Origin of the sequence: Billgrantia desiderata, assembly GCF_900108215.1 — a bacterium.
Lineage (GTDB): Bacteria > Pseudomonadota > Gammaproteobacteria > Pseudomonadales > Halomonadaceae > Halomonas > Halomonas desiderata.
In genome coordinates this window covers 117,680-130,255 of sequence record NZ_FNVC01000007.1, presented here as the reverse complement: position 1 = coordinate 130,255, position 12,576 = coordinate 117,680, and the positions used below count along the sequence as shown (strand labels likewise).

The 12,576-nt window shown below is 64.8% G+C and carries 13 protein-coding genes; 1 reads left to right on the top strand and 12 read right to left on the bottom strand.

Translation table 11 applies throughout. The annotated features are described in order from the left end of the window. Nucleotides 1-48: 48 nt before the first annotated feature. From C4S71_RS09045 to C4S71_RS09025, 5 genes are all read right to left on the bottom strand, one after another. Entirely contained in the window at nt 49-840 is a 792-nt protein-coding gene (locus tag C4S71_RS09045) for a DUF2182 domain-containing protein (RefSeq protein WP_200825263.1), read from the bottom strand. Continuing rightward, entirely contained in the window at nt 837-1,472 is a 636-nt protein-coding gene (locus tag C4S71_RS09040; protein ID WP_235014277.1) for a DUF1326 domain-containing protein, read from the bottom strand. Before C4S71_RS09040 ends, C4S71_RS09045 begins: the two co-directional genes overlap by 4 nt. 59 nt (nt 1,473-1,531) lie before the next feature. After that, entirely contained in the window at nt 1,532-2,113 is a 582-nt protein-coding gene (locus tag C4S71_RS09035; RefSeq protein ID WP_103968914.1) for a TetR/AcrR family transcriptional regulator, read from the bottom strand. A 127-nt stretch (nt 2,114-2,240) separates the two neighbouring features. Then, nucleotides 2,241-3,461, bottom strand: a complete 1,221-nt coding sequence (locus C4S71_RS09030; protein ID WP_103968913.1) for an acetate/propionate family kinase — start codon at nt 3,459-3,461, stop codon at nt 2,241-2,243. After that, nucleotides 3,458-4,876: a bifunctional enoyl-CoA hydratase/phosphate acetyltransferase gene (locus C4S71_RS09025; RefSeq protein ID WP_103968912.1), complete on the bottom strand. Its 1,419-nt coding sequence runs from the start codon at nt 4,874-4,876 to the stop codon at nt 3,458-3,460. The genes C4S71_RS09030 and C4S71_RS09025 overlap by 4 nt, the downstream gene beginning before the upstream one ends. A 153-nt stretch (nt 4,877-5,029) precedes the next feature. Here C4S71_RS09025 and C4S71_RS09020 point away from each other — a divergent pair, with 153 nt between their 5' ends. Next, nucleotides 5,030-5,431: a RidA family protein gene (locus tag C4S71_RS09020; RefSeq protein ID WP_086510345.1), complete on the top strand. Its 402-nt coding sequence runs from the start codon at nt 5,030-5,032 to the stop codon at nt 5,429-5,431. A gap of 12 nt (nt 5,432-5,443) precedes the next feature. Here C4S71_RS09020 and C4S71_RS09015 read toward each other — a convergent pair whose 3' ends face one another. The 7 genes from C4S71_RS09015 to C4S71_RS08985 form a co-directional block, all read right to left on the bottom strand. Then, on the bottom strand, nt 5,444-6,439 hold the full coding sequence (locus C4S71_RS09015; RefSeq protein WP_086510344.1) for a substrate-binding domain-containing protein: 996 nt from the start codon (nt 6,437-6,439) through the stop codon (nt 5,444-5,446). A 115-nt stretch (nt 6,440-6,554) separates the two neighbouring features. Next, on the bottom strand, nt 6,555-7,073 hold the full coding sequence (locus tag C4S71_RS09010; protein WP_234245756.1) for a gluconokinase: 519 nt from the start codon (nt 7,071-7,073) through the stop codon (nt 6,555-6,557). 15 nt (nt 7,074-7,088) lie between these two features. After that, nucleotides 7,089-8,372, bottom strand: a complete 1,284-nt coding sequence (locus C4S71_RS09005) for a TRAP transporter large permease (protein WP_103968911.1) — start codon at nt 8,370-8,372, stop codon at nt 7,089-7,091. Nucleotides 8,373-8,375: 3 nt separating this feature from the next. Next, nucleotides 8,376-8,966, bottom strand: coding sequence for a TRAP transporter small permease (locus tag C4S71_RS09000; protein ID WP_103968910.1), 591 nt, complete (start codon nt 8,964-8,966; stop codon nt 8,376-8,378). Nucleotides 8,967-9,033: 67 nt separating this feature from the next. Beyond that, the gene (locus C4S71_RS08995) at nt 9,034-10,104 is read right to left on the bottom strand and encodes a TRAP transporter substrate-binding protein (RefSeq protein WP_103968909.1); all 1,071 of its coding nucleotides are present in this window, start codon (nt 10,102-10,104) and stop codon (nt 9,034-9,036) included. Nucleotides 10,105-10,306: 202 nt separating this feature from the next. Next, a complete protein-coding gene (locus tag C4S71_RS08990) occupies nt 10,307-11,395 on the bottom strand; it encodes a serine hydrolase (RefSeq protein WP_103968908.1) in 1,089 nt (362 codons plus the stop codon). 37 nt (nt 11,396-11,432) lie between these two features. After that, nucleotides 11,433-12,539, bottom strand: a complete 1,107-nt coding sequence (locus C4S71_RS08985; protein ID WP_103968907.1) for an acyltransferase family protein — start codon at nt 12,537-12,539, stop codon at nt 11,433-11,435. Nucleotides 12,540-12,576: the final 37 nt, after the last annotated feature.

Here is a 12,576-nt window from a genome sequence, read left to right as displayed (position 1 = left end):
GGCATGGCACGGCGGCTCCTGCACGGCAGGAGCCGCCGTGAGTTCCTTTCAATGCATGTGCACCAGGGCTGGCATCCACGCCGGGCCGAGGAACACGAGTGCACCCAGCAGGATCAGGGCCATGCCGGCCGGCCGTACCACCCTGTCTCCAAAGCGGCCGATCTTCTCGTAAATCATGAGCGCGGCCAGGGGCGCCATCCACGCCAGGTTGGCAATGCCGACCACGAACATCACCAGCATGAGCGCCCAGCAACACCCCAGACAGAACAGCCCGTGTCGCACGCCAAGCGTCATGGCCCCACCCAGACCTCGCCGGTAATGCGCCAGCAGGAAAGAGCGTGGCTGGCGGCACTTGTCCAGGCACCGCGACTTGAGTGACGTGAACTGGAAGGCCCCGGCCAGCACGAGCACGGCTCCCATCATCCATTCAGGTCGATGCATCAACCAGTGCCAGTCCGCAAGAGCCATCCCCAGCAGCGTGTCGCCCAGCAAGGCCAGCACACCGAACATGGTCCACACGAGCAGATAGCCGCCAAGGAAGCAGGCCCATACCGCCCCCGGACGGGGCTGGCCGGCTGCCACCTGACGGAACAGGCCGATCATTGGCAGGGTGGACGGCAGCATCATGGCCGCGATATGCAGCTGCCAGGCGAGCAGGAACAGGACCAGGCTGCTCCAGAGTGTCATGTCGTCGACGACCAACTGGTGATGATGGACCCACTGCACCCTGCCGGTCAGCTCGGCCACGATGGCCAACAGCCACGCCAGGCCAATGATGCCCAGCAGCAGAAGGGTGTCGGCGGTAATCCGGTTTGCCTGCCGGTCGAGCACGGCACTCACGGCTCGAACTCCATCTTCCAGGCGGTCTGAATGGCATTCTGCCCGTCGTGAGTCCAGCTCATGCCATGCTGCGGCATGCTGACCCGATAACGCCGCGACTTGCCGAGATAGGCCGGGGCACCCTTGACCGTGGTGAAGGCACTGTCATGCATCGTGGCCGTGGTTCCGTCCGGTGAGGATTGGATCGGGGCAAGTTCCGCCTCGACCCTACCCTGTGCGATCAAGCGCCCTTCCACCTGCTGGGCCTCATGCACGATCGGCACACGCTCCGCGGCCACGACCTCACCTACCAGGCCTGCAAGGTCGGCCAACGGCCCACCCAACTTGCCACCGAAGGCGTCCAGCAGCGCTTCGTACTGCGCGTCGTCTGCGGCACTGTCGATCAGGATGACCGAACGCCAGCCTCCGGCCAGCGCATTGCCAGGTATGTGCGCCACGTTCATGAGAGTCAAACCGGATACATCGACGCCCCTGGCCCGCCCCTTTTCCAGCTTGAAGGCGATTACGCCATGGCATTCGTTGCCGTCGGGGTCTTCACCGAGAAAGCATGGACAGGGTGCGGAACACGAGCAGATCTCCAGCATCGTGCCCTCGAGTCGATAGCCTGCCTTTGGCGTTGTCGGATTCGTCATTGTTGTTGTCATGATCCACCTCCATCAGCTTGAGTGTGAGCACCGGCAACCCGGCACGTTCAAGCGTCACGAGTCGCCGCTGCAAAATAGAAATCCAGCATTCGATCGAGCGGTGCCGGATCTCTGAGTAAACGGCTGCGCAAGGCAGCCCCCTCCCAGCAGTTCAGCAGCAGGTTGGCCAGCTCCACGGGGTCGGCATCGGGCGCCAGCTGGCCCTGTTGTCTTGCCTCCTCCAGGCACTCCGCAATATGTCGCGTCACCACGGAGAAACAGTTCTCGATCTTGCGCGCGAAGGTCGGATTCACGCCGGAGAGTTCTTGTCCCAAAGCTCCCAGCATGCAGCCAAGGTGGCCGTCTTGACGGTACTTCTCCCGCGATAGCTCGAAGAAGCGTCGTGCCCGTTCCAACGGTTGCAGCGTCTTGTCCTGCAAGGCGGCTTTCAGCCCCTGATGCACCTCCTGCATATAGCGATCGACGACCTGCAGGGCGAAGTCCTCCTTGCTGCCGAAGTGATGATAGAAGGACCCCTTGGGTACGCCCGTTGCCTCCAGCAGCGCCTGAATGCCCAAGTCGTTGTAACCGTGCTTGAGCAGCATCGATAGCCCGGCTTCGAGCAGTTGCTCCTTGGTGTTGAGTGCCATTCTTGCTCCTAGACCGACCGGTCTGTTTAGAATAGAACGTACGCGGGTGGCGTCAAGGCCGGCTTGAAAGCCGACCCTTGGCTGAGAACCCGATGAAGCTGATAGAGGTGCGATCGATACCGCGGGATCAGATCCGTCGCGCCAGCTCGGTGGCGGTGTACCAGGCGATCATGCGCTCTTCGTCGGTGGGTATGACCCACAGGCCGAGCCGGCTGTCGGCCGCGGCGATATCGAGGGCATTCGCGGCATTGGCTGCTTCGTCGAGGCGCGCACCGAGCCATTCGCAGCCCTGTGCCACGGCGGCGCGGACCGGCGCGGCCCGCTCGCCGATGCCGGCGGTGAAGACGAGATGGTCGAGCCCACCCAGGGCCGCCGCCAGGCTGCCGATCTCGCGCACGATGCGATAGACGAACAGCGCAATGGCCTCGGCGGCTTCCGGTGCCTCGCTGGCCAGCAGTTCGCGCATGTCGCCGCTGATCCCGGACACCCCAAGCAAACCCGACTCCTTGTAGAGCAGCCGCTGCACGGCCTCGGCGCTCATGCCCTCTTGTAGAATCAGATGCAGTACCAGCCCCGGGTCGAGGCTGCCGCTGCGGGTGCCCATCATCAGCCCCTCCACGGCGGTGAAACCGGTGGTGGCGGCCACGCTCTGGCCATCGCGCAGCGCGCACAGGCTGGCCCCGTTACCCAGATGGGCGATGATCACGCGCCCACCCGGTGTCGCCTGACGACGCTGCCGCTCAGCGCTCAGTGCACGGCTGACGTAGTCGAAGGAGAGCCCATGGAAGCCGTAGCGGATCACGCCCTGCTCGCGAAAACGGCGCGGCAGCGGAAAGGTCTGCGCCACTGCCGGCTGAGTGGCATGAAAGGCGGTATCGAAGCAGGCGTACTGGGGCAGCCCGGGACGCAGGCCGGTCAGCGCGCGCACCGGTGCCAGGCCATGCGGCTGATGCAGTGGCGCCAGCTCGTTCAGCGCCTCCAGAGCGGCAAAGGATTCGGCATCGAGGTGCAGCGGCTCACGATAGCGGGCACCGCCATGCACGATACGATGACCCACCGCCCGAACGTCACCCAGCGCCGGATTGTCTTCGACCCATTGCAGCAGGCGTTCCAACGCCCCTGCGTGGTCCAGCGTTGCCGGTACATCGTAAAGCGCGGCGTCTTGCTCTTCATTCAGCTCAGTACCGACCCCGGCTTGCAGCTCGGCCCGAGCGCGGCTGCCGAGGCCCGAGAACTGGCCACGATAGCGCACCTGCATGGCCATGGGGCTGGCAGTACTGGCGGCATCGAACAGGGCGAACTTGAGGCTCGAGGAGCCGCTGTTGACGGCCAGGATCTGGCCACTCATGCCCGCGCCCTCTTCTGCTGCTCGGAGACCAGCAGCGCCAGGGCGCAGGAGGCCATGCGGGTGATGGCATCGTCGGCGCGGCTAGTTAGCACGATCGGTACCCGCGCGCCGACCACCAGCCCGGCGCCGGTGGCGTCGGCCAGGTAGGTGAGCTGCTTCATCAGCATGTTGGCCGACTCGAGATCCGGCGCCACCAGGATGTCGGCGCGCCCCGCCACCGGCGAGACGATGCCCTTGGCTGCCGCGGCTGCCTCGGAAACCGCGTTGTCGAAGGCCAGCGGACCGTCGAGCACTCCGCCGCGGATCTGCCCGCGATCCGCCATCTTGCACAGGGCGGCGGCTTCCAAGGTGGAGGCGATCTTGGGGTTGACCGTTTCCACCGCCGAAAGCAGTGCCACCCGTGGCGAGTCGAGACCGACTGCGTGTGCCAGGTCGATGGCGTTCTGCACGATGTCCTTCTTGTGCGCCAGGGTCGGGTAGATGTTGATCGCCGCATCGGTGATGAACAGCGGCCGCGGGTAGGTCGGCACGTCGAAGGCCATGACGTGGCTCAGGCAGCGCTCGGTACGCAGGCCGGTGTCGCGCTTGACCACTTCATGCAGCAGCTCGTCGGTGTGCAGCGCCCCCTTCATCAGTGCCTCCACCCGCCCCGCCCGGGTCATGGCCACGGCCTCGGCCGCGGCAGCATGGCTGTGGGGCACGTCGACCAGCTCGAACTCGGCGATATCGACGCCGGCGGCTTCGGCAGCGGCATGCACCTTGGCCTTGGGGCCCACCAGCACCGGTCGAATGAGCCCCTGGCGGGCCGATTCGACGGCGCCCATGATCGAGACCTCGTCCACCGGATGCACCACGGCCATGCTCACCGGCGCGGGGTGTTCGGCGGCACTGAGCATTTCGTGCAGGTGCGCCCGCTCCGCCAGCCGCACCCGCGGCAGCACGGTGCGCGGACGGCGAATCTTCTCGGTCGGCGCCTGGACCTCCGCCTGCCCTTCGATCACGGTCTCGCCGTTCTGGTTGGCGCACAGACAGTCGAAGGTAATGCGCTTGTGCGCTTCGTCCTTGGCCTGGGCGCGCACGCTCACCCGCAGCACGTCGCCGAGCCTCACCGGCCGGCGAAAACGCAGGGTCTGACCCAGATAAATGGTACCGGGACCGGGCAGCTCGGTACCCAGCACGGTAGAGATCAGCGCCCCGCCCCACATGCCGTGGGCGATGACTTCCTGAAAGCGGGTGCTCTTGGCGAAATCGTCATCCAGGTGGGCCGGGTTGATGTCGCCGGACATGATCGCGAAGAGCTTGATGTCGTCCAGCGTCAGCCGCTTTTCCAAGGCCGCTGTATCGCCGACCCTGATCTCGTCGAAGGTACGGTTCTCGATGAACCCGTTGTCTGCCCGCACTCCCTGATCGTCCATGCGCTTCGCCTTGATCGGATGAAGGAAAATACTGCATCGCAGCACGCTTCAGCCGATAGCATCGACCAGCCATGCAGCGAAGGCAAGCGCCTTGCACCCTGGGCAGATGCAACCACAATGAGAGGAACGCCAACCGCAGCCAGGGGCAGCGCCATGCACCGTTTCCGCAACGACCCGACGCTTGCCATTCCGGTCTTTCCCGGTAGCCACATCGTGCTGGACGGCCACTACATCTTCCTTTCCGGATTGACGGTGACCGACATTCAGGGAGGCGAAGCCGTACTCGGCGACATCGCCGAGGAGACCCGCTGGGTGATGCGCCGCCTGTCACGCATGCTGGAGTATGCCGGCGCCTCGATGGCCGACGTGGTGCGGGTGGACGTTCACCTGACCAACCTGGACACCATTCACACCATGGACGCCGCCTACGCCGAGTTCTTCGAAGAGAAGCGCTACCCCGCACGCACCTGCACCGAATCGCCACGCCTGAGCGGCGGCTCCAACGTCGAGATCACACTGATGGCGCGCCAACCCGAGCAGAACGACACAGACTAAGGGGAAGCGGGGCTACAGCGTCATACCGGGCTCGATCCGATACCCCAGATCGATCACGGGCTCCTGCAGCGCCTTGCCCTGGATTCTGGCCATCAGCTCGGTGGCGGCTCGCCTGCCGATGTCCCGCCGCGGCGTGATCACGCTGGCCAGCCGCGGCGACATCACCTGGCCCACGTCGTGGCCGTGGAAACCGGCGATGGCCATGCGCTGCGGTACCGCCACGCCCTGTCGCAGGCATTCGAAGTAGGCGCCGACCGCGACGTCGTCGTTGGTGCAGAAGATGCCGTCGGTGTCCGGGTGCTCGACGAGGATCTCGTTGAGCAACGCCGCCCCCACGCTATAGGAGGAGCGCTGGCTGCGGTGCAGGGTGAGAGGGTCGAGCCCGTGCTCTGCCATCGCCCGCCGGTACCCCTCTTCCCGCTGACGGGTACGCTGATCGAGACGCACGGCGAGATAGACGATGCGACGCCGACCTTGGCGAATCATCTCGCTGATCATGTCGTAGGCGGCACGCACGTTGTCGTAGCCCACTGCCTGGTGAAGCGGCTTGCTCAGCGAGTCCATGATCTCGACCGTGGGAATGCCCGCGGTTTCGAGCATGCGGCAGGTACGCGCGGTATGGTGGCTGTCGGAGAGAATCAGACCGTCGACGTTGTAGGAGAGCAGCGACGCCAGACTGCGCTCCTCCAGCTCCGGGCTGTAGCCGTAGTGCGCCAGCATCAGGTGGTAGCCCAGCGGTTCGGTCACCTCCTCGATACCCACCAGCACGTCGGCGAACACCTGGTTGGACAGCGACGGTACCAGCAGCCCGATGGAGTGGCTGGTGGCCCGCGAAAGCAGGTCGGGCGCCCGATTGGGGATGTAGCCGACCTGCTCCGCCACGCTGAAGATGCGCTCACGCAGGCCCTCGGAGACCGTCGTCGGATCGCGCAGGCAACGACTGACCGTCATCTTGGTCGCCCCGACCCGGTCGGCGATGTCCTGCAGTGTCGGTCGCTTCTTTTTCACGATTCCCCGCTGACGGTAATTGGGCCTGCCGGCATCCCGTGGTCGATATCGGCAAAGCAACGCATGATACCGGAGTTCCTCAGGCCACGCTGCCCAGCCCAACCGCTCCGGGCCGTCAGCCCCGGCAGTGTGGCAAGGCCTCGAGAAAGGTGTCGACGATGACCTCCGGTGCATCTCCAATACCGCAGGTCACGGCCTCATGCACAGCGGGCGCCTCGAGATCGCGCAGCTGACTGTCGAGCATCGCATCGCCGCGGAAGAAGTGCGCCTCCCTGGCTGCCAGGCGTTCACGCAGTTGGGCGCGCTCTCCCTGGAGAAACAGGAACACGAGCTCCGGGTCGCCTTGCCGCAACAGTTCACGGTAGCGATGCTTGAGCGCCGAGCAGGCCACCACCAGGGACGCATCGCGGCGACGATGATCGCCGATCAAGTTTGCCAAGGCCCCGAGCCACTCGCGGCGATCCTCATCGTCGAGCGGAATGCCGCCGGCCATCTTGGCGACGCTGGTCGGCGAATGGTAGTCGTCGCCGTCGATGAAGGCGACGCCGAGACGCCGGGCAAGCAGCGCGCCGACGCACGACTTGCCCGAGCCCGACACCCCCATCACCACGATGCGGTAGGTTACGTCCTTCACGCGTTCACCCTGTGCTCAGTTGCCGCGTACGGCGGTCAGATCGGGCAGCCAGGTCACGATGCCCGGAAAGGCGATCAGCACCACCAGCACCACCAGCAGCGCCGCATAGTAGGGCAGCATCGCCCTGACCAGTTGCTCCATGCTGACCCTGCCAACGCCGCAACCCACGTACAGGCAGGTGCCTACCGGCGGGGTCAACAGGCCGATGCCGAGAATGAAGGCCATCAGCACGCCGAAGTAGACCGGGTCGACCCCCACCGAGGTGACGATCGGCGTGAGCATCGGCGCCATGATCACCATCGCCGGAGTCAGGTCCATGACGAAGCCCACCAGCAGCAGCAGCGCCGCCACGATCAGCAGCAGCAGGAACGGCTCTTCGGTGATCGCCTGCACCTGGCGGACCAGGGTCTGCGGTACCATGTTGATGGTCAGGAACCAGGCGATGACGGTGGCGAAGGCCAACAGCAGCAGCACCATGCCGGTCAGTCGGGCGGTGCGGATCAACATGCCCCACAGCTCGCGCGGGTGGAACTCGCGGTAGAACACCATCGAGATGAACAGTGAATAGAGCAGCGCCACCACTGCCGCTTCGGTAGCGGTGAATACGCCGCCGATGATGCCGCCGATCACGATCACCGGCAGCACCAGCGCCAGCCAGGCCGACTTGAACGCCTGCCACAGGCGACCCAGCTCGAAGCGGCGGGTCTGCCCCGCGTGTTCGATGCTGGCCATGATGAACGTGGTCACCATCAGGGCGAAGCCGATCATCAGGCCCGGCACGATGCCGGCGATGAACAGGCGGCTGATCGAGGTCTCGGTGACGATGCCGAACAGGATCAGCGGGATCGAGGGCGGAATGATGATACCGATGACCGAGGAGACGGTATTGATCGCCGTGGCATGCGGCGCGGAATAGCCCTGCTGCTTCATCGAGGGAATCATCATCGAACCGGTGGCCGCGGTATCGGCCACCGCCGAGCCGCTGATACCGCCGAAGAACATCGAGCCGGTGATGGCAACCTGCCCCAGCCCGCCACGTACGAAGCCCACCAGCGCACCGGCCAGCTCCATCAGGCGACGGGCGATGCCGCCGTGACTCATCACCTCACCCACCAGAATGAAGAAAGGAATGGCCAGCAGCGGAAAATTGTTGACCCCACGGATCGACTGCTCGATCAGGATCGACAGCGGAATGTCGGAGAGGATGGCCAGGACCACGGCAGCCACGCCGAGACCGAAAGCAATCGGCAGCCCTATGGCGATGGAGGCGAACAGGATGCCCAGAAAGATCCACAGCATGGTTCAGTCTCCCGCCTGAGGTTGGTCGATATCCGGGTTGCGAATCAAACGCAGGCACTGCCACGCCCGCCACAGCGCAACGGCGACGATGAACAGCGAGCAGAGCACCAGCGAGACGTTGATCAGGTTCCAGGGCACACCAAGGATGGCGGTTCGCCCGGTGGAGCGTGACATGACCAGATAGCCGCCCCATACCATGATGCCCATCAGCGTGGCGATGATCAGATGCTGCAGCAGGTAGAGCACGTAGGCAGCCCGCGGCTGCAGCCGGCGGACGAGAAAGTCGACGGCAATGTGCTCGTAGCGGGCGAAAGCCGCCGCGGCACCGATGAAGATCAGCCAGATGAACAGCATGCGGGCCAGCTCATCGGCCCAGGGCAGCGAGCGATTGAGCAGCGAGCGTCCGATGACGTTGGCCGACACCGAGACGATCAGCGCCACCAGGATCGTGGCGATCAGGTGCTCCATGAAGCGGGTGAGCCAGCGAAACGGAGCCGGACCACGGCCACCTTCGATATCGAGTTCGAGCGGCTCGCGCCGAGGGTCGGCCAGATAGGCGCTCGCCTCGTCGGGCAGGGGATTGGGGGAAGTCATGCGGCGCTCCGAGCAGGAGCAGGGGAAGCGCCCCCCCTGCTCCTGCAAGTTCAGACGGATGGGTGAATTACTGGGTGGCGTCGACGATGGACTGGATTTCGGCGATCAGATCCTCGCCGATACGCGGCGCCCAGCGGTCGTAGACCGGCTGCACGGCCTCCTGGAAAGCGGCGATCTGGTCGTCGTCGAGCCGCGTGATCTGCATGCCACGCTCCTCGAGCTGCTCGCGCGCCCAATCGTCGTATTCGGTCGACAGCTGAATCTCGTACTCGGCCGACTGACGCGCCGCCTCCTGCACCAGCTCCTGATACTCCGGCGCCAGACGGTCCCAGGTACGCTGCGACATCATCATGATGAAGGGCGTGTAGACGTGGCGGGTCTCGGAGCCGTAGTCCTGCACCTCGTAGAAGTTGGAGGTCAGGATGGTGCTCCAGGGGTTCTCCTGACCATCGACCACGCCCTGCTCCATGGCGGAGAACAGTTCGCCGAAGGCCATCGGCGTAGGGTTGGCACCCAGGGTTTCCCAGATCGACAGGTGAACGGGGTTCTCCATGGTGCGCACACTCAGACCGCGCACGTCGAGCCCCGCCACGTCCTCCGGCGACTCAACCGCTCGTGCACTGTTGGTGAGCTGGCGGTAGCCGTTCTCGGAGAAGGTCAGCGCCTTGATACCGGTGCCTTCGAAGGCATCGAGCATGCGCTGGGCGGTGTCGCTCTGCATTACGGCGATGGCCGCTTCACGACTCGGCAGCAGGAACGGCAAATCGAACACGGCCAGCTCCTGGACGTAAGTGGTAGCTGGCGACGAGGAGGGATAGCTCATGTCCAGCGAGCCGGTCTGCAGCATCTCCATCATCTGCACGTCGTCGCCCAACTGGCTGTTGGGGAAGATGTTGACGGTAATGCGGCCTTCGGTGCGCTGTTCGAGGATGTCAGCGAAATAACGGCTGGACAGGTACTGCGGCGAGGTATCGGACAGACCGAGCCCCATGCGCAGCGTGTGACTGCCGTGGTCGCCCACCACCTCGCCCTCAATGGCAGGCGGGTCGGAGAGGTCGGGGGTCTGTGCGTAGGCAATGCCCAGTGAGAGCGTAGCCGCACCGGCTAGCGTGAGGGTATTGCGCCAGAAAATGGTCATGGCGGACTCCAGTCGATTGTCGTTGTGTGTTGGCACGTCTTGGCATCTCCCCGATGGCGTGTGGCCTCGAGCGTCGAATGTGGCTCTTGTTAAATGCAGCCATTGTTACCGGTAACATTCGATGTAGGAAAGGCTAGCCAGGCACGCGGGAGGTGTCAATCACGAACGGGCCGGCATGAAGTAGACTTTGGTCGCAGACGGTTCAATGTTCAAACGCACCCGCCTCGCGAACGGCCCGCCCCACCGCTGCCAGGATCTGCTCATTGCGCGCCAGATCCAGCTCACCCCGCACGCAGGCAACGATCACCACACGGCGGGCATCGTCGCCATAGCCCTGGGTGGCGATGCCGGCATCGCAAACGCGGCGATGCTGGGTGCCGGTCTTGTGGGCCAGACGAATGTCGCGGCCGAGGCCGGCCTTCAGGCGCCGTTCACCGCTGGTGGTACGCGCCATGATGCCCAGCAGCTCGGCGGTGGCTTGCGTGCCCAGGGCGCGACCTTCGGCGAGCGCCTCCAGCAGATCGGCGAAGGCATCCAGCCGACCGGCGTTGAGATCGGTGGCGTAGTAGAGCTGGAAGGCCTGATCGATGCTCGGTACCTGCAACTGCTGCGGTGTCAGGCCGAGGCGCTGACGCAGCCATGCCAGACGGGCGGCATCGCTTTGCCGCTTGCGCAGTTCGATGAAATCCATGCCGCCGAGGGCGAAGGCGCTGGGGTGCACGTTGGCATAGGCATGGCGCCGCACGTCGACCAGCGTGGTGATAGGCCCCAGCCCACCGGGCGGCGTCAGATGCCGGGCACGATAATTGACGCTCTCCAGGCCCAGGTGGCGTATCAGCATGTCGCTGGCGGTGTTGTCGCTGACGATCATCATCGACTCCAGCAGCCGTCGCAGCGGCAAGGCACTGCCAGGAGACGCCCAGTTGGTGGAGCCGGCACCGTCGACGTAATCGCTGCGCTGTAGCGTGAGGCGATCCTCGAGTGACATCTCGCCGGCCTCGACCCGCGCCATCAGCTCGATCGCCACCGGCAGCTTGACCAGCGAGGCCAGGTACCAGTACTCGTCGTCGCGCCAGCCCAGGCGCGAACCGCTTTCGAGCTCGCGGACATGCACCCCGATCTCGCCAGCATAGCCGGCCTCGAGCAGCGCCAGCCTGGCTTCCAGACGCTCCGCCCAGGCCGGCTCCGGGCGGGCATCGACCTGCTCCGCCCAGCTCGGCTGAGCCATGGCCATGGAAGGTAGCGCCATGGCCAGCAGCAACAGTCCTTGCGTGACCCACCTGCCCTTCATCTATCGTCCTTCTTTCATCGTCCTTGTTTCACCACCCTCATCGACTGTGCTCCCTGAACCAGCGCATCAAGGCGATCCAGCCGGCCGCGAGCAGTATCAGCGCCAGGCCGATGCCCAGTACCTGCGGATAGCTGTAGACCTGCCAGGCGTCGAAGAGCAAGCGCAGCACCAGGAAAATCGCCACGATATGGAAGATGAACGCCCGCAGGGCATCCGTGCCGATCACGGTGAGCGGCTTGAGCCACAGCGCCGCCGAGCGTCCGCCCAGCAAGCACAGCGCCAGGATGATCAACGCCCCGCCGACGCTGAACAGCATGAAGGGCACCTCCGGGGGGTGCTTGCCGGCGTTCCAGGCCACCGCCATCAGTGCCGAGTCGAGCTCGGGCAGAGAGAGCGCCACGAACCCCAGCAGGAACACCGCTCCCACACCTGCCAGAGCGGCGACCAAGCGCCGTCTGGTCGAGGGCTCGCCGTAACAGCGCAGAATGGCCTCGCCGATCAGCAGACCCAGCATGACCAGCGGCAACCGTGCCAACTGCCCCCAGGTGTAGTGGTCGGCATCCTCCACCAGCAGCGCCTTGAGAATCACGCTGTCCCAGAAGTGGAAGTGACGTTCGAGCATCACCGACAGCACGCCGACCGCAACCGGCGCCAGCAAGCGCGACCACAGCGGCATGCGACACCACAGCGGCAGGGCCCAGGGAATCCACAGCAGTGCCAGCGCATAGAAGCCGAGGATTTCCACCCAGATGGCGAAGCGCTGATAGAGCAGCGCATCGACGATGTCCTGGGTGGTGAACATGGGCAACATCTCGACGATGGTCAGCGCCTTGTACCAGAACAGCACTTCCAGCCCGCGCAGCATAAGCTTGAGCCTGCGCTGCGGCCAGTCGGCCGCTCCCGTCCTGGGCAGGAAAGCCACTGCCAGGGCGATGCCGAACACCATGATGAACAGCGAGGAGGAGAATTTGGTGATGAGATGGATCGGTACCATGCCCCAGTCGGGCACCTGGCGAATACCGAGCAGGCCACTGACCGTGTGGCTGAGTATCATCAGGGCGATGGCGATACCGCGAGCCAAATCGATGGCATCCACCCGGGCGGACAAGGCCGGCAGCTGCGGCGGCTGGTTGAGCCTGATCATGGCGATTCCCTAAATGATGTGCTTCCCTGATGCCACC

What these genes read in the sequence shown, in the direction of transcription:
- C4S71_RS09020 (WP_086510345.1), top strand. Translation starts at nt 5,030, where the DNA reads ATGCACCGTTTCCGCAACGACCCGACGCTTGCCATTCCGGTCTTTCCC.
- C4S71_RS09005 (WP_103968911.1), bottom strand. Translation starts at nt 8,372, where the DNA reads ATGCTGTGGATCTTTCTGGGCATCCTGTTCGCCTCCATCGCCATAGGG.
- C4S71_RS09000 (WP_103968910.1), bottom strand. Translation starts at nt 8,966, where the DNA reads ATGACTTCCCCCAATCCCCTGCCCGACGAGGCGAGCGCCTATCTGGCC.
- C4S71_RS09040 (WP_235014277.1), bottom strand. Translation starts at nt 1,472, where the DNA reads ATGACGAATCCGACAACGCCAAAGGCAGGCTATCGACTCGAGGGCACG.
- C4S71_RS09030 (WP_103968913.1), bottom strand. Translation starts at nt 3,461, where the DNA reads ATGAGTGGCCAGATCCTGGCCGTCAACAGCGGCTCCTCGAGCCTCAAG.
- C4S71_RS09025 (WP_103968912.1), bottom strand. Translation starts at nt 4,876, where the DNA reads ATGGACGATCAGGGAGTGCGGGCAGACAACGGGTTCATCGAGAACCGT.
- C4S71_RS09035 (WP_103968914.1), bottom strand. Translation starts at nt 2,113, where the DNA reads ATGGCACTCAACACCAAGGAGCAACTGCTCGAAGCCGGGCTATCGATG.
- C4S71_RS08995 (WP_103968909.1), bottom strand. Translation starts at nt 10,104, where the DNA reads ATGACCATTTTCTGGCGCAATACCCTCACGCTAGCCGGTGCGGCTACG.
- C4S71_RS08985 (WP_103968907.1), bottom strand. Translation starts at nt 12,539, where the DNA reads ATGATCAGGCTCAACCAGCCGCCGCAGCTGCCGGCCTTGTCCGCCCGG.
- C4S71_RS08990 (WP_103968908.1), bottom strand. Translation starts at nt 11,395, where the DNA reads ATGAAGGGCAGGTGGGTCACGCAAGGACTGTTGCTGCTGGCCATGGCG.